Below are 16,233 nucleotides of genomic sequence, written 5' to 3'. Positions count from 1 at the left end.
GGCAGAGGAAGCAGAGGAGGCAAGGGGAGCAATTCGCAACTCAAAACTTCTACGCTGACCGCTGACTGCTCAAAATTAAAGGCAGAGGAACAATCGTCATGGCAATAACTTCATCCCTCATCCTTCACTGCCTGTCGATGCTGCTAGCAACTCTAGTAGCTGCGCTTCAGAAAGTTGAGTGATGCCGAGCGTTTGAGCTTTTTCGAGTTTAGACCCTGCCTCTTCTCCCACGACTAAATAATCCGTTTTCTTGCTCACAGAATCGGTAACTTTGCCGCCTGCCGCCTGGATCATGGCTTTTGCGTCTTCGCGTTTAAGGGTGGGCAGGGTGCCTGTGACGACAAAGGTTTTGCCAGACAGGGCAGTGTTGAGTGAGGAGGGCTGAGCGGATGGATCTGCTTGAAACTGTAAGCCTGCGATTTGGAGGCGCTGAATAAGGGACTGGTTCGCAGGGTTCTGGAACCAGTCGTACACGGATTGGGCAATTTCGTTGCCGATGCCAAAGACAGTCGCGATCGCCCCCACCTCTGCGGCAGCTAAAGCTTCGACGCTGATAAAGCGCTCGGTCAAAATTTGGGCGTTGACGCTACCCACATGCCGAATGCCCAAACCGTAAAGCACTCTAGGCCAGGGTTGCTGTTTGGAGCGATCGATCGCTTGCACCAGTTTTTCGGCAGACCTTTTGCCCATCCGTTCCAGGTGGATTAGGCGATCGACCGTGATGTCGTACAGGTCAGCGACCGACTCTACAAGCCCCGTATCCACAAATTGCAGGACGAGCTTTTCGCCTAAACCGTTGATATCCAACGCTTGGCGAGATGCCCAATGCACCAGTGCACCCCGCAAAATAGCGGGACAGGACGCATTGATACAACGGGTCACGGCTTCATCGATCGGTTTCACCAATGCCTGACCACACTCCGGGCAGTGAGCGGGCATGCGATACGGTTCTGTGCTATCAGGTCGCAGTTCGTAAAGAACACGCACGACTTCGGGAATAATTTCGCCTGCTTTACGGACGATCACGGTATCGCCAGCGCGAAGATCCAGTTCGGCGATGCGATCGCTGTTATGCAAAGTTGCCCGCGCGACAGTGGTGCCTGCTAGCTGCACGGGTCGCATTTCTGCCAATGGCGTAACGGCTCCGGTGCGTCCCACATTGACACTGATGCGCTCGACGATCGTGGGTGCTTCTTCCGCAGGGTATTTGAGGGCGATCGCCCAGCGGGGAAATTTCTGCGTGAAACCCAATTGCTGTTGCAGTGCCAGCGAGTTAATTTTGACGACAACGCCATCGGTCATGTAACGCAGTTGGGTGCGATCGAGTGACCAGCGATCGCAGTATTCCTGCACGGCTGATAAATCCGCACATTGCTGCCGTTCAGGATTGACACGAAAGCCCATTTGTTTGAGAAGTTCGAGGCAGTCCCATTGGGTGTGGGGTGTGGGGTGTGGGATGTGAGAATGAGAGTTTTGAATAGCGCTTTGCGCCGCTACACTAGAGAGTTTTAAGTTTTGAGTAGCGCTTCGCGCCGACAAGCTATAGAGTTCTGGGCGAATTGGCCCCCTTGCCTCCTCTGCTTCCTCTGCCTCTCCTGTTCCCCCTGCCCCCCCTGCTTCCTCTGCCGCCTCTGCCACTTCTGCCTTGTTGCTGCCGAAATGTAACGTGTAGGCAAAGAAATCCAGCTTCCGACGGGCGACGATTTTGGAGTCTAATTGGCGGAGTGTGCCAGCAGCGGCATTTCTGGGATTGGCAAAGAGTGTCTCGCCTGCCTGTTCGCGCTCCTGGTTGATCTGCTCGAAGGAGGAGAGCGGAAGGAAGGCTTCGCCGCGCACTTCGACAATGGGTGGTGGATTGTCAAGGTTGAGCCGCAGGGGGATCGATCGAATGGCTTTGACATTCTGCGTAATCTCTTCCCCTCGAATGCCGTCGCCACGAGTGACACCCCGCACCAGTAGACCATTCTCGTAAGTCAATGCCAGCGCATTCCCATCAATTTTCAATTCGCATACATAGTCAAATGATTCATGCTCCGATGGCTGACCGCTGACCGCTGACCGCTGACCGCTAACTGCCACTAATTGCCGCTGCCAACGTTCCTGCCATTTCGCCAAATCTTCGTTGCCAAACGCATTTTCCAGGCTGTAAAGCGGAATGTTGTGTTTGACGGAAACGAACTGGCTGGCGGGTCGATCGCCCACGCGCTGGGTCGGGCTATCTGGGACAACCAGCGATGGATGGCGTGTTTCCAGCTCGACTAATTCTCGATAAAGCTGGTCATAGACGGCATCTTCCATTTGAGGTGCATCTAGCACGTAGTAGTCGTAGTTGGCTTTCCAGAGCAGTTTCCGCAAGTCTTTGACGCGCTGTTCGACTTCGGGAGTGGGTTGTTTTAAGGTATCCATGACCAGCGATCGGAGAAAGTCAGATTTAGTGTAGCGTTGCTGTGGCGGGAGTGGAATTGGCTTTTGACCGCAGAGGCGCAGAGGGCGCAAAGTTTATTCTCAGCGGTCTCGGCGTCTCAGCGGTTTTCCAGCGGTCAAAGTTAAAAAAATCGGGTATGCTGCGATGTAATATGTACCCTTTTTTAGATAGCTTCTGGGTTCGGCGATGAAGGTTTGGATTACCTGCTTTGTTTTACTCTTTGGCGCGGCGGAGGTGTTGCAATGGGTGCAGCAGGTTTCGTTGCCGCTACCGTTTTTTGTTTTGGGTGGTGCGCTGCTGGCGATCGCCTCCAATTACGACAAGCTGACCAACATGCCGTTTCATCTGGACTATGAGAAACCAGAAACGCTGAAAGAAGAACCGACCGTTGCCCGATCGCTCAACGTACCCCAAGCGCCATTGCAGAAGACAGTGCGCGATTCAGTCAGCGATCGTCCCAACCAGCGACCCATTTCCTTTACCATCCGAAAACCCCACCAGCCAGAAGGTTAATCAGCGCGATCAATCTGGGTAGACTTTCAGAACTCTTTGCCTTTCTAGAGTTTGCCAATGCTCACCTTATGGTTGCTCATCATCGCCCTGGTGCTGCTCATCACCGCCCTGGTGCTACTCTTCAACCGCACAGGCAGCGCGCGGTCACGTGTGTTGGGGCTTGTTCTATTGATACTGGGGCTATGGGTATGGGCAGGAGGATGGAACTGTTCCAATACGAAGGAGGCGGCCGTTCTCCATCTCAAATCGAAGCAGAGGGTTAGCACAATGAATCGATCGCAACAAGCGTATTATCTGGAGAACGGTAAATTTAGCGACTCTCTGCGTAAGCTAGAGCTGGGTTTTCAACCCACAAGTGAACAGTTTGTCTATTCAGTGCGGGCGACAACCGATGCGGCTTTTCAGTACGGCACCACTCGTCCAGACTGCCGCCTTTGTAGGGTCTCTCTGTGTATGACTAGCTACCGTTCCTCTAAGCGAGTTGTCACAGTGGCCCCTGTTTAAGCTCTACTCATTGCAAATCTCAAAGCTATGCCGGGGTTGTTTATACCCAGCGGATTGCAGATGAAATCATACCAATTTGAATTGAAAATGCGACACATCCTGTAGGGGAAAGGCAATGCCTTGCCCCTATCCACCGATTGATCTGTAGCCGTCATTCTTTAAATCGGTATCACCACAAAATCAGTGCTGTGTAAAGCGCCCGGAACCGTTCAACCCAACGTATCGTAACGGCATCGTTGATTGTGGAGATGATGCGAAGAAGTTGGAGTAGGGCGATCGACCTATCGTCCCATGTTGCGTTTGAGTTCCTGAAGTTCTTCTTCGGCTTCCCAGCGGCGGAACTGATGTTCCAAGTCGCCTACGCTGCTGGATGAGGTGGGAATCTGGTTCCAGCCTGCACTATTCCACTTCTGTTCGGTTGTGGCGGCAGCGGCACGAGTCGCCTGCGCTTGAGCCACTTTTGCCTGGACTTCTTTGCGGCGTTGCTGAATTTGTTGCTGCAATTGCTGGGTTTGCTTGAGGCGTTCTTTCAATACTTCCATCTGCCCCCAACGCTGATTGCCTTTTCGCAAAAGGCTGGCTTCATGTTCCTGGGCGGGTTCTGCCAGGTCAAGCCGTCCGGCTGTTTTAGCTTTTTCAATGCGGGCGTGCCAGAGCTGAATTTCGCGAGCGATCGACAAAATCTCATCCTGAAGCCCTTTTTCTTCTCGCCTCAGATCCGTCATCAGCTTGAGCGTTTCTTCTTCCTGGTCGCGTAGCTTCTCTTCGAGAACGAGCAATTCTAGCTGCGGATTGTCGCGCAGAAATTCCTCAAGCCGCGTTTCGAGAAATTTGCTGAAATCGTCAAACAGACCCATGTGTGTGCTCCGCAGTAGTTTTTAGTTTTTGGTTTTTAGTTGTTAGATAGGAGCAATGAGGCTAGAAGCCAGAGTTAACTCGAAACTCAAAACTCGCTTGCTTGGCTAACAACCACTAAAAACTAACAACTTCTCGTAGAGACTAACAACTTCTAAAAATTCTGACCAATAAAGACCGATCGCACTTCACCATTGCGGCGAATTACGGCCTGATCTTTAGAGACATCCACTAACGTCCAACCGCTGGTAGCGATGCTTTCACCAACGCGGTAGCGCTGGGTCACGCCATTCATTTCAATCAGGGCAGCGGAGCGATCGCCCAGTTCCAATACTCCGACCAATTTTTTGGCAACTCCAGGCACCGAAAGCGGAATCGGCTGGCGCACAGCGGCTGGGGCATTGACAGACGGCAAGGGTGCAACGGAGGGACTGCCTGGTTGCCCTGGTTGGGGGACTTGATAAATCGGTACATAGAGCCTCGACAACCCAGTTGCAGGGCGGCTTGCAGTGGATGGAGTCGTCCCCGCGGTGGGTGAAGGTTGCATCGTTGGGCTACCTGGTAACGTGACGGTCGGAAGGTTCATTGCAGTTCCATTTGGGCTAGCCGGGGTTGAGCTAGATGACTGCTGTTGATCATCGATCGCTTTGAGCGCTTGCTGCAGGTAGCTAACAAACTGGTTATCGGTTGCCGTGCTGGATGGCGTAGTGTTACTAGCGGATGTCTGCGGTACAACTGCAACGGTCGCTGTCTGCTGTCGTGCCTGCTGGTTGAGGAACCATACACCCAGAACTGTGAGCAGTGATAGGCAACCAACGCCTAGCAACAGGCGATCGTAGGAGCGCACCGACTCTCGCACACTCGCAATGAAAGGTTTCCGTTCCAGCGATCGCTCCATCGATTTGCGAGTTGCCAGCAGTGCCTCATAATCTTGCTCGTCTGCCGCTGCATCAGCCTCAACGGTCGATCGTCGTACAAGAGGAGATACCAGATCGACAAAGCTGCTGCGTTTAGGAGCCGTTGACTCTGGGAGCAGCAGCTCTGAGCGCACCGAGTCGGTTGACGGTTTCGCGCCACTGTCGAGCAGACGTTCCACATCGCCAAACAGATCGTCCATGAGGCGATCGGCGTAGGATTCGACGGGAAAACTACCTGCCGCGATGACATCGGAGCCAAGCGGTTCTTCGGCAAAGGGTGACGCATCAGACGACGGCTGAAGGCGTTTTGTGGAGAGGCTGGCATCCTGAGACATAAGTTTGCTCGTTGAGGAGTAGTTGCTCGTTGGAGAGGATGAGACACGAAAGCAGTATAGAAGATGCCCAACGTTTGGGATCAACTATTTAGAGAGCTTTCAGTAAAGTAGATGCCGCGATCGCCTGATGCGTTTGAGAATGCCTCACTGTAACAGCAGACTGGGGTAAGAAAGCATCTTTTTGGGCACGGTTCAAAAAACTATAGAAAGATGGATGAGGGTTTAACCGCAAAGACGCGAAGACGCAGAGAGGCGAAATACCAGATAGCAGCAAAGCTTTATACGATAGAGTCTATGGAATTGTGCTTCTGCGTTGATTCGTGACGGTGCTTCATGACGGATTTTGACTCTGCCGAGGTTACGAACGGGCTGCCAGAACGACTGGTAAAACATGCCGTGCGCTATGCCGATCATCGATCGGTCGATCGCGCCCTGCTCACCCCCATGATTCGCCATTATGTGGAGCTGAAAGACCAGTATCCCCATGCCCTGTTGCTTTATCGTGTGGGAGATTTTTTTGAGACGTTTTTTCAGGATGCGATCGCCATCGCTCGTGAGCTAGAGCTGATTCTAACGGCTAAGGATGCAGGTAAAGAAGTAGGCAAAGTCCCACTCGCAGGCATTCCCCATCACGCGCTCGATCGCTACTGTGCCGTGTTGGTGGAGAAGGGGTTTGCGATCGCCGTGTGCGATCAGATGGAAGATGCAGCGGACGCCCAGGGGCAACTGGTGCGGCGCGACATCACCCGCGTCATTACTCCAGGCACCATCCTGGAAGAAGGGATGCTCAACGCCCGTCGCAATAACTTTTTGGCAGCCGTCGTCATCGCAGGCAATCATTGGGGCTTGGCGTATGCTGATGTGTCCACAGGCGAATTTCTGACCACACAGGCGCAGGAACTAGAACAGTTAACTCAAGAGCTGTTGCGCTTACAGCCCTCGGAAGTCCTCGTTCCTACCAATGCTCCCGATCTGGTGAGCCTGCTGCGACCGGGTGAAAAATCGGAACACCTGCCAGAATGTCTGCCGCCTCAGTTTTGCTACACGTTGCGATCGCAGGCTCCCTTTGTGCTCTCAGAAGCCCGGTATCGGCTGCTGCAACGCTTTCGAGTGCGATCGCTCGAAGGCATGGGCTGCGAGCATCTGCCCTTAGCCGTCCGAGCCGCAGGAGGACTGTTGGAATATGTTGAAACCACGACGGAGAAGGAGATTGGAAAGGATAAAGGCGAAAGGATCAAGGACGAAGACAAAGGGCAAAAGGTAAAAGGTAAAAGGCAAAAGGATGAAGGCGAACGTGAGATTTCTGATGCCACCGAGCAGCAGAAACCTTCATCCCTCATCCTACCGCCAAGCGGAAGCAAGCTACATCCTTCATCCCTTAAGACTTTTCCCCTCCAGCCCCTCTGCACCTACACGCTGACCGAGTATCTAGTGATTGACCATCAAACGCGGCGCAATCTCGAAATTACTCAAACGGCGCGGGATGGTACCTATCATGGGTCGCTGCTGTGGGCACTCGACAAAACCGTAACGGCAATGGGCAGTCGAGCATTACGGCGCTGGCTCCTACAACCGTTGCTGCAACCGAGTCAGATTGGCGATCGCCAGGAGACGATCGCCGAACTCGTTGAAAACGGTGCGTTACGTCAAACGCTGCAACGCCTGCTAAAGCAAATTTATGACTTAGAACGGCTGGCAGGTCGGGCGGGTTCGGGTACAGCAAACGCTCGTGATCTCGTTGCGCTGGCAGATTCGCTCGACAAACTGCCCGATCTGGGGCGACTGGTGGAAAAGGCACGATCGCGCTACCTGCAAGACCTCCAGACCGTACCCCCGATTCTAGAAACGTTACAGCAGCACCTCCACGCGCACCTCGTTGATACGCCGCCGCTCTACCTCACCGATGGCAACCTGATTCGATCGGGCGTAAATCCGCAACTCGATTCTCTACGCCAGCAAGTGGAAGCTGATCAGGAGTGGATTAAAAATCTAGAGATCGTTGAGCGCGATCGCACTGGGATTCCTACTCTCAAAGTCGGCTACAACAAAACGTTTGGCTACTACATCAGCATTTCTCACGCCAAAGCAGGTAAGCAGGTGCCTGATGGCTACACCCGCAAGCAAACCCTGACTAACGAAGAGCGCTACATCACTCAAGATTTAAAAGAACGCGAAAGCCGCATCCAGCTTGCTCAAGAAAGCCTGAACCACCTGGAATACGAGATTTTCGCTGACCTGCGATCGCAGGTGGGTGAGCATGCCGAACTCATTCGCACGGTGGCACGAGCAGTCGCGGCGATCGACGTTCTCTGTGGTCTGGCAGAAATCGCCGTTTACCAAGGTTACTGCCGTCCTGAGATTGTCCCCACCCGTGACATTCACATCCTTGAAGGTCGCCATCCTGTCGTTGAGCAATCTCTTCCAGCAGGGTTCTTTGTACCAAATTCGACAGTGATGGGAGGACGAGCGGCAGATGGTGAAGGCGAGGAAACCGCAGAGACGCAGAGACGCGGAGATTTAATTCAAAACTCAAAACTCTCTAGCGTAGCGGCGCAAAGCGCTACTCAAAACTTGTCCTCTCACCCCACTCCCCACTCCCCACTCCCCACTCCCGACCTCATCGTCCTCACGGGACCTAATGCCAGCGGCAAAAGCTGTTACCTTCGTCAGGTCGGGTTGATTCAACTGATGGCGCAGGTGGGCAGTTTCGTTCCAGCACAGGCAACGACGTTAGGTATTTGCGATCGCATTTTCACCCGTGTGGGTGCGGTGGATGACCTGGCAACGGGGCAATCGACCTTTATGGTGGAAATGAACGAGACAGCGAACATTCTCAATCATGCAACGCCACGATCGCTCGTCCTTCTCGATGAAATTGGTCGGGGTACGGCGACGTTTGATGGGCTGTCGATCGCCTGGGCAGTAGCCGAGCATCTGGCAACCGAAATCCGCGCCCGCACGATTTTTGCTACCCACTACCATGAACTCAACGAACTCGCATCCATGTTGCCAAACGTTGCCAACTATCAAGTCGTAGTCAAAGAACTGCCTGATCAGATTATTTTTCTGCACAAAGTCCAGCCAGGTGGAGCCGATCGCTCCTACGGGATCGAAGCAGGGCGGTTAGCAGGGTTGCCCGCTTCGGTCATTCAACGAGCACGGCAAGTTATGGGACAGATTGAGAAGCACAGCAAAATTGCGATCGGGCTACGCAAAGGCGGTCAACCCCAGTCCTCAGCACGCGAGAAGAATGACAAACGCTACAACAAAACGACACAGCACCCCACAGAGCAGTTAGACATCTTTGACGCATCCTTATGAAAGGGTCGAAGCCGTTGACCGTTGACCCTCAATCTCCATTGGCATCGCGTCTAGCTCGACCAGTTCGGCAGGCAACACCTGCATAGCGGGGAGCGGGGGCGCAGCACTAGCCTCAAGAACTGGTAGAGCGTCATCGCTCTGAGTTTCTGCCAGGTTTGAAGGAGATGGATACAGCCACCAGGCAAAAAGGCGCGTCATCTGAGGCATTAGGAAATAAGTCATAGTCGGCACCGCAATGCCCGCAACGATCATGACTCGAATGACGATCGACAACGGCGAAAGTTGCGCTTGCAGCACGGTAGAAATCACCGTAATCAGCGGAAAAACGGCTAGCCAAGTCACTAGCGCCATTTTGTAACGTGGCGGCGGCACAATGGCCGCTTTCCCTGGCAGAGTGAACCAGGTTTCTAGCCCAGTCAACACCTGGATAGTGGGAGGACATTCGGTCAACGTTTCGGCCTGAGCAAACCACTGCTGACGTTCCACTGAGGTCTCCCAACGGCGTAAATTGCTCAGTCGATCGAACTTAAAGATGACCCGATATTCAGGATCGTCAACACTAGCTGGACGAAAAATGCTGCTACCCAGACACCCTGGAAACTGAGCACAAGCAGCAGTCACTCCAATCAAAAACGCTTCAAATGCAACTTCACAGCCCGGCGTCACCCGTCTTGAAATGACAACAGTGACCGAAGCATCTTGACTATTTTCACTGCTTTCAGACATAGAGATCACAAGTCTTAGTAGGTGTCCTGTTCAATTTTTTAAGCCATAGCTGACGTTTAATCTGTTGCTAAAGCACCACATTTCCCACTCAGCTTACAAAGCTACTAATGTATGGGCGATACTGGATTTGAACCTGTGACCCCTTCCGTGTGAAGGGAGAAGACATTACTCTGAAACATCTGTGGTGAGAGGATTCGAGGGACTACTTTGAGAAGTGATAGTCAAATCTCTCTCGTATCGCTAGTTTTAAGGCAAGACCTCAGGCGAGAGCCTTTGCGCTATTGTATAGTTCATCATCAGGACGGGTTTTGTTTGTCATGTCCTGATGTTTCCTCATTTGTGGCTCGTTTCGACGATCCTCTGGAACTAATCTGCAAGAGGTCTATTCAGCACAGGCATACTGGGCACTTGCACCATGCCAATGCAGCCCAGCGACACGGCGATCGCAGCCAGCACAACCAACAGCTGCTTTTGCCGCAGTTAATCGACTAATGCTCCGGCTGGCGTTTGAGCAATGACGGTGGAAATCGTTGAAGCCGAAAGAGCAGCGCCAATTTGGGCAGCATCCCAGCCGACCGCCGCTTTTAGATACACACTGAGATAGGGATCAACCCCATCGCGGACATCTGCCAGAAACAGATTCAAAAAATCAAGCGATCGTAGACTCCGTTGGCTCGGACGGCGATCGTCCATCTGATCCATTTTTGGCATGATGCTCCTGATTCTCCGTATTAGGGTTTTATCCGTATTGATGGTAAATAATGATACTGACTCGCAGATCGTACTGTCTCGACGCATCCCGCACAATCACTCGAACGGTATAGAAACTGCTCCGTATTCGGCAACAAATTTCTCTAGCCAATTGACAGAATATAGTGTGCAAAAAGCGTGCCAACATCATAGTGATGGCTGCTGAAGATCGACAACGGCGCAGGCTGAGGCAGTCTTGTGCAGCTTTAGACTACTGGAAGATAGCGATTGGCGATCGCCAATGGAATACTGGAGTACAGCAAGATTGCATGATTAGAGTTGACGATGATACGAGGGGCGAACGTGCCGGAGAGTATTCGCAAACGCTTCAAAGCAGTTAGGAGCCAGGAATGTGAAAGCGGCGCTTCAAGGCAAGTTGAAACGCCGCTCTCATGTTTGTCTCTTACTTCTACTTACATTCAAGATTTATACGGTTTTGCGTCGTCTCGATCGGTGATCGCTCATCTTACGAAACGACGCTGCGAAACCCTCGAAGACTGTTGTGCTGAAACTACTTGAGGTCATAGCGATCGAGGTTCATCACCTTGTCCCACGCCGCCACGAAGTCATGCACAAACTTCTGGTGCGAGTCCTCCTCCCCATAGACTTCTGCAAGGGCGCGGAACCGCGAGTTTGAACCAAAGATCAGGTCAACACGGGTAGCGGTCCACTTAGGTTCGCCGGTTTTGCGATCGTGCCCCTCGAACTCATATTCATCTTCAGAGGTCGCCTTCCACGCTGTGCCCAGGTCGAGCAGATTCACGAAGAAGTCATTGGTCAACGTCTCTGGCTGATGGGTGAAGATACCGTGCTTGGAGCCGTCAAAGTTCGTATTCAGGACACGCAAGCCGCCTACGAGAACGGTTAGTTCGGGGGCTGACAGGGACAACAACTGCGCCCGATCGACCAGCAGTTCTTCAACCGATTCGCTGTGTTTGCCGCTGGAGTAATTGCGGAATCCGTCTGCGGTCGGCTCCAGCACGGCAAAGGACTCAACATCGGTTTTTTCTTGCGATGCATCCGTCCGTCCCGGCTTGAAGGGAACTGTCACATTGTATCCAGCGCTCTTCGCCGCCTGTTCGACACCGGCACAGCCGCCCAGAACGATCAAGTCAGCCAGCGAAACCTTCTTGCCGCCGGACTGCGAACGGTTGAATTCGGTCTGGATGCCCTCCAGGGTTTGCAGCACCGTTGCTAGTTGGGCTGGCTGGTTGACCTCCCAATCCTTCTGTGGTGCCAGCCGAATGCGCGCTCCGTTGGCTCCACCGCGCATATCGGAGCAGCGGAACGTGGATGCCGATGCCCAGGCGGTCGAAACGAGTTGGGAGACAGACAGTCCCGATGCCAGAATCTTGGCTTTGAGTGCGGCGATGTCCTGCTCATTAATCAATTCATGATCAACTGCGGGGATGGGGTCTTGCCACAGGAACTCTTCTGCTGGCACCTCTGAACCGAGATAGCGAACTCGCGGTCCCATGTCACGATGGGTTAGCTTGAACCACGCCTTGGCGAACTGCTCGGCAAACTCATCTGGGTTGTCGCGGTAACGCCGCGCGATCGGTTCATAGGTAGGGTCCGTCTTCATGGACATATCCGCTGTGGTCATCATGGGGGCGTGCCGTTTCGACGGATCGTGGGCGTCGGGTACCGTACCTGCACCAGCCCCGTCCTTCGGTCTCCACTGCCACGCGCCAGCGGGACTCTTCGTCAACTCCCAGTCATATTTGAACAGGGTTTCCAGATAGCTGTTGTCCCACTGCGTCGGAGTCGGAGTCCAGGCACCTTCGATGCCGCTGGTGATGGCATCAACGCCGATCCCGGTATTGTAGGTGCTCTTCCAACCCAGTCCCTGCTCTACGATGCTGGCACCGCCAGGGTCAGCACCGACATGCGTATCTTCGCCTGCACCGTGACATTTGCCGAAGGTGTGCCCACCAGCGGTGAGTGCGACAGTCTCCTCATCGTTCATCGCCATCCGCTTAAAGGTCTCACGAATATCGCGCCCCGAACCAAGCGGATCAGGCTCGCCATCTGGACCTTGTGGATTCACGTAAATCAGCCCCATCTGAACGGCGGCGAGAGGATTCGACAGCACCCGATCGCCAGTGTAACGCTCATTGTCGAGCCAGACTTTCTCAGACCCCCAGTAAATGTCTTCTTCTGGTTCCCACACATCCACGCGCCCACCCGCAAAGCCGATCGTCTTGAAGCCCATCGACTCAAGCGCACAGTTGCCAGCAAAGACCATCAGGTCAGCCCAGGAGAGTTTCTTGCCGTATTTCTGCTTAATAGGCCAAAGCAACATCCGCGCTTTGTCGAGGTTGGCATTGTCGGGCCAACTGTTGAGCGGCTCAAACCGCTGAGTGCCCGAACCTGCACCGCCGCGACCGTCGCCAGTCCGATAGGTGCCAGCGCTGTGCCATGCCATCCGGATGAAGAGCGGTCCATAGTGCCCATAGTCGGCTGGCCACCAGTCCTGAGAGGTGGTCATTAGCTCAAAGATATCTGCTCTCACGGCGGCTAAGTCGAGCGTCTTGAACGCCTCAGCGTAGTTGAACGCCTCACCCATCGGATTAGACTTGGGTGAGTGCTGGTTGAGAATGCTCAGATTCAAATAATGCGGCCACCATTCTTGGTTCGTCGGCACATGACGAGGCTGTTTCTGCCCTCCCGTAAACGGGCATCCGTTTCCGCTACTCATATGTATCTCCTGTTAAATGTTGTGGTGAGGATTGTGTAGTGGACTCAAGCACTGTCAGCAAATAGCGCATTGGCGACTATTGACATGATCGATGAGAAGTCCATCAATGGGCTTTGCTGCGCTGAACTCTGTTTAATCATAATCGGTATGACTCCGTTTTAGAAGTCACCTTAAGCTATTGTAATAAGGCGATCGCACTGATGCAGGACAAGTTAATACCATTTTGGATTTTAGATTAGCGATTTTGGCTTTCAGGAGGCTTGCACATTCGAGGTTTCAATCTTCTATCTGCCCTGGTCACTGTTTAAACTGGTATAACAATGCTCATGCACCTGACCACTGATCGGTTATCTGCTGAGAATAGGCGAAGTGTCTTAGCGGGTTTTCTGCAATTGTTGAATTGCCAGTAGGCTGATCAATCCATAAACGCCAATTAGAATCAGCAATCCCAACTCACCAATGGGCGATTCAATCCCTAATCCTTCCGCCAGCCAGAAGGTGCCGTAAGCCAATAGCAAAATGCCTGCACTCAATTTCAGTCAAACATCAGGAATCTTGAGCAAGTAGCCGTGCAAAACCAGCACGATCGCACCAGTGGCAACCAGCGCCAGGGCAGCACCAGCAATCGCTTCATGCCACGCTTTTGATGCTAGCCCCAGCGTTACCACCACCAGCGCCACTTCTAGCGCTTCGATCGCGGCACTTTTGGTCATGATGATAAAGTTCAGCCGACTGAATTGCTGATCTCACACCGAACAAACTTCTCCCAGTAAGCACAAGCCATATCCAATCGCATCAAGGGAGCCGTTCGATGGAACCTGACCAGATATGAGACGGCTCCCGGTGGTGGTAGTCGCGAAGCGGCTAGCTTTCCGAGTGCCCAAATTGAAGTTCGCGCCCATATTCAACATCTGAAAGCCTATGCCAATCAAGAACCGTTGGTGCAGGCAGTAGTTGATCCACGTTTTTCCTCCATCAGCCGAGGCGTGGCTCCCAGCGTGGAGCAGCTCAGTTGGCGGTGGTCTGCCGAGGCTGACTATGGCACCAAGATTCTCGCGCTGCTCAGACGCTTGTATGGGTCTGCGGGTTTATTGTAGTGGCGCGATCGCATGAGTATGTTGAGTGCCTTTAAAGAATGGCATTTGCGCTGACAAGACGCAAAACAGCGCAATGATCACGTTATCCGCCCAGTTGCATATGACTTATTAGCGACATTAGCGTGAGAAAAGCAGTAAAATGCCATTCTAACGACATCAATGTGCGACTGTGAATAGCCAAAAAATATGGCACAATTCGCAAATGGGTGGCACAGTCCTCCAAAGCCTGAAACCATTTGTCTGAAGAGCTTTCAACGTTTTTACCACATTTACCCCTCACCGCTCAGATTTCGCAAATGGGTGGCACAATTTTATTGGTTTTTGGCAGAAAAATCGCTTTTGGTGAAAAATCTCATATTCGAGCGTTCGTAAATCAGTGGCGCAAAATTTGAGATCGCTAAGAACATTACTGGAAGTAGTTTCGACGCTACTAAACTTTAAGCCTGAAGCAAGTTTCCATCAAAGTTTTGATATTCCGTAGAAATCGCTCTGTTAAAATTCTATCAAATTGACGGCACAAATTTTCGATCGCCCTAACCCTTTAAGGCTCTTGCTTTCCGCCTTTCAACTTGAGAAAAAGCTTGTGCTAAGCAGGATTGGCAAGGTTCTCCGGAGGCGATGCAGCGTGTCGCCAGTGATTTTCGGGCATCGAAAGCGCGGGCTTGGACATGTAGTAGCCGTAAGCACTGCCCTATCGATTATTGGCAATCAATCCTATGCGCCTAGTTAACAGTTCCACCTTCGAGCTACGTTGAAGATGCGACAGTAGCGCATGAGGCGCATCATATTTCTCGCTGCAATTCCCCTTGAGGTTCGTCTCGCCGTGTTGAACGACTGGAAACCCATCGCTGGCTTGGTGCTTCGCTTCATGTGTTGATGAACTTGCTCCATGCTGTTATGCAGAAACCTCACATGCCATCGTTCAGTTTCTGCTGGCAGCGTTTCATAGCTTTTTAGCATATTGACGGCGAGCAGATCAGCTGCATTCTTGTGGACATTAATCACGCGAGGTCTCTTGACAAGTTAGGATCTGAGGGCTTTACGGAAAAACCGAGTGACTGCTTTGCCACCTCGTTTCGCACTCAACCGAAAGTCCAGTGTCTTTCTGGCTGAAGCGACCGAACGATAAAGCTACTTCTAGGCTCCTTTGCTTTCGGTAGACATCTCATCGATCCTCCACGCATCGTTCGTTTCAAATACGGTCGAACCCGTTTGTCTAATGCTGGGACCTATTTAAGCACCCATCAGTTGCTCGTTGAAAGGTCTACTTCAATATCTCGTTCTAGCATCATTTCCTCCCAACTCTAGTAGGACAAGGCATAGCGGCAAGACCAGCGGACATTCAGCACCATGATAGCTGCTTGGAGATGACGCTACTGAAACAAAACCGAGTAGACATGGGAACCGATCAACGACGACAAGGCTTTCCTAAGCCTACTGTCCCGTTCACTTTCTGCGACAGAGCCGACCTTACCGCTACATACGTTAATGCATGGTGACGAAGAAGGGGGCGATAGCATTGAAGAGCGTTTATCTTGATAGAGTAGAGAAAGATATAGATACAACCAACTTGGTTTCTTGAAATGAGGGAAGAGGTTGGTACTTTCTATGTTCTAGAGTTTTCTCATCTTTGTCAGCAACGGAAGCTTTTCTAATGGACATTGTATTGCTAACTGCTTTCCTTTCCCCTTTCCTACCTTTCTTAATAAAGTTAGGTGGCAAGGCATCAGAAAAAGTTGCGGAGAAATTTGGTGAGGACGCTTGGAATAAAGCTAAAGCAGTATGGTCGAAGTTGCATCCGGAGGTGGAGGCAAAGGAAGACATGAAAGTAGCAGCAGAGCAGGTGGCTATAAAACCAGAGAGTGAAGCTCGTAAAGCTGTTTTCCAAGAGGAACTGGAGACGTTATTGAAAGACAATCCAGAACTGGCACAAGCGATCGCCAAGATTCTGCAAGAAGATGCTCCTGATGGGACTCCCGGCAATCAGATTATCCAGACTGTTACTGGCAATCAGAACCAAGTGACAGGTCAGGTGACAGGTGGCAATGTACTTGGCAACGTGCAGGGTAATGTGACACTGAATTAGGTA

At 52.2% G+C, this 16,233-nt stretch carries 15 protein-coding genes; 6 read left to right on the top strand and 9 right to left on the bottom strand.

What is annotated here, in order from left to right:
* Positions 1-117: 117 nt before the first annotated feature.
* The gene (gene ligA / locus AC5JLP_RS13855) at positions 118-2,406 is read right to left on the bottom strand and encodes an NAD-dependent DNA ligase LigA (protein WP_496068525.1); all 2,289 of its coding nucleotides are present in this window, start codon (positions 2,404-2,406) and stop codon (positions 118-120) included.
* Positions 2,407-2,611: 205 nt separating this feature from the next.
* On the opposite strand from ligA, the gene AC5JLP_RS13850 reads away from it, so the two are divergent.
* Complete coding sequence (locus AC5JLP_RS13850) at positions 2,612-2,938, top strand: hypothetical protein (protein WP_496068504.1); 327 nt, start codon at positions 2,612-2,614, stop codon at positions 2,936-2,938.
* A gap of 57 nt (positions 2,939-2,995) precedes the next feature.
* Entirely contained in the window at positions 2,996-3,442 is a 447-nt protein-coding gene (locus tag AC5JLP_RS13845) for a type IV pilin-like G/H family protein (protein WP_496068503.1), read from the top strand.
* Between the two features lie 281 nt (positions 3,443-3,723).
* Here the strand turns inward: AC5JLP_RS13845 and AC5JLP_RS13840 are convergent, their stop codons facing one another.
* Both AC5JLP_RS13840 and AC5JLP_RS13835 read right to left on the bottom strand, forming a co-directional pair.
* Positions 3,724-4,299, bottom strand: coding sequence for a TIGR04376 family protein (locus AC5JLP_RS13840; RefSeq protein WP_496068502.1), 576 nt, complete (start codon positions 4,297-4,299; stop codon positions 3,724-3,726).
* A 152-nt stretch (positions 4,300-4,451) separates the two neighbouring features.
* Entirely contained in the window at positions 4,452-5,549 is a 1,098-nt protein-coding gene (locus AC5JLP_RS13835; RefSeq protein WP_496068501.1) for a type II secretion system protein N, read from the bottom strand.
* A 333-nt stretch (positions 5,550-5,882) separates the two neighbouring features.
* Here AC5JLP_RS13835 and mutS point away from each other — a divergent pair, with 333 nt between their 5' ends.
* On the top strand, positions 5,883-8,870 hold the full coding sequence (gene mutS, locus AC5JLP_RS13830; RefSeq protein WP_496068500.1) for a DNA mismatch repair protein MutS: 2,988 nt from the start codon (positions 5,883-5,885) through the stop codon (positions 8,868-8,870).
* On the opposite strand, the gene AC5JLP_RS13825 is transcribed toward mutS, so the two are convergent.
* Both AC5JLP_RS13825 and AC5JLP_RS13820 read right to left on the bottom strand, forming a co-directional pair.
* Positions 8,865-9,596: a hypothetical protein gene (locus AC5JLP_RS13825; RefSeq protein WP_496068499.1), complete on the bottom strand. Its 732-nt coding sequence runs from the start codon at positions 9,594-9,596 to the stop codon at positions 8,865-8,867. The genes mutS and AC5JLP_RS13825 overlap by 6 nt on opposite strands.
* Positions 9,597-10,076: 480 nt before the next feature.
* Positions 10,077-10,307 carry a hypothetical protein gene (locus tag AC5JLP_RS13820; protein WP_496068498.1) on the bottom strand — a complete coding sequence of 77 codons (231 nt, stop codon included), beginning with the start codon at positions 10,305-10,307 and terminating at the stop codon, positions 10,077-10,079.
* Between the two features lie 194 nt (positions 10,308-10,501).
* Between AC5JLP_RS13820 and AC5JLP_RS13815 the strand changes: the two genes are divergently transcribed.
* The gene (locus tag AC5JLP_RS13815) at positions 10,502-10,687 is read left to right on the top strand and encodes a hypothetical protein (RefSeq protein WP_496068497.1); all 186 of its coding nucleotides are present in this window, start codon (positions 10,502-10,504) and stop codon (positions 10,685-10,687) included.
* A gap of 170 nt (positions 10,688-10,857) precedes the next feature.
* Here the strand turns inward: AC5JLP_RS13815 and katG are convergent, their stop codons facing one another.
* The 3 genes from katG to AC5JLP_RS13800 form a co-directional block, all read right to left on the bottom strand.
* Positions 10,858-13,047 (bottom strand): catalase/peroxidase HPI, encoded by a 2,190-nt coding sequence (katG, locus tag AC5JLP_RS13810; RefSeq protein WP_496068496.1) that lies wholly within the window; start codon positions 13,045-13,047, stop codon positions 10,858-10,860.
* A gap of 374 nt (positions 13,048-13,421) precedes the next feature.
* Positions 13,422-13,580 (bottom strand): hypothetical protein, encoded by a 159-nt coding sequence (locus AC5JLP_RS13805; protein WP_496068495.1) that lies wholly within the window; start codon positions 13,578-13,580, stop codon positions 13,422-13,424.
* Between the two features lie 6 nt (positions 13,581-13,586).
* Positions 13,587-13,760, bottom strand: a complete 174-nt coding sequence (locus AC5JLP_RS13800; RefSeq protein WP_496068494.1) for a hypothetical protein — start codon at positions 13,758-13,760, stop codon at positions 13,587-13,589.
* 228 nt (positions 13,761-13,988) lie between these two features.
* Between AC5JLP_RS13800 and AC5JLP_RS13795 the strand changes: the two genes are divergently transcribed.
* Positions 13,989-14,144, top strand: coding sequence for a hypothetical protein (locus AC5JLP_RS13795; RefSeq protein WP_496068493.1), 156 nt, complete (start codon positions 13,989-13,991; stop codon positions 14,142-14,144).
* 726 nt (positions 14,145-14,870) lie between these two features.
* Here AC5JLP_RS13795 and AC5JLP_RS13790 read toward each other — a convergent pair.
* Positions 14,871-15,149, bottom strand: a complete 279-nt coding sequence (locus AC5JLP_RS13790) for a DDE-type integrase/transposase/recombinase (protein ID WP_496068492.1) — start codon at positions 15,147-15,149, stop codon at positions 14,871-14,873.
* A gap of 649 nt (positions 15,150-15,798) precedes the next feature.
* Here AC5JLP_RS13790 and AC5JLP_RS13785 point away from each other — a divergent pair.
* A complete protein-coding gene (locus AC5JLP_RS13785; protein ID WP_496068491.1) occupies positions 15,799-16,230 on the top strand; it encodes a Het-E N-terminal domain-containing protein in 432 nt (143 codons plus the stop codon).
* Positions 16,231-16,233: the final 3 nt, after the last annotated feature.

This window comes from Stenomitos rutilans (assembly GCF_059505485.1).
This window is presented reverse-complemented; position numbering and strand designations above follow the sequence as displayed.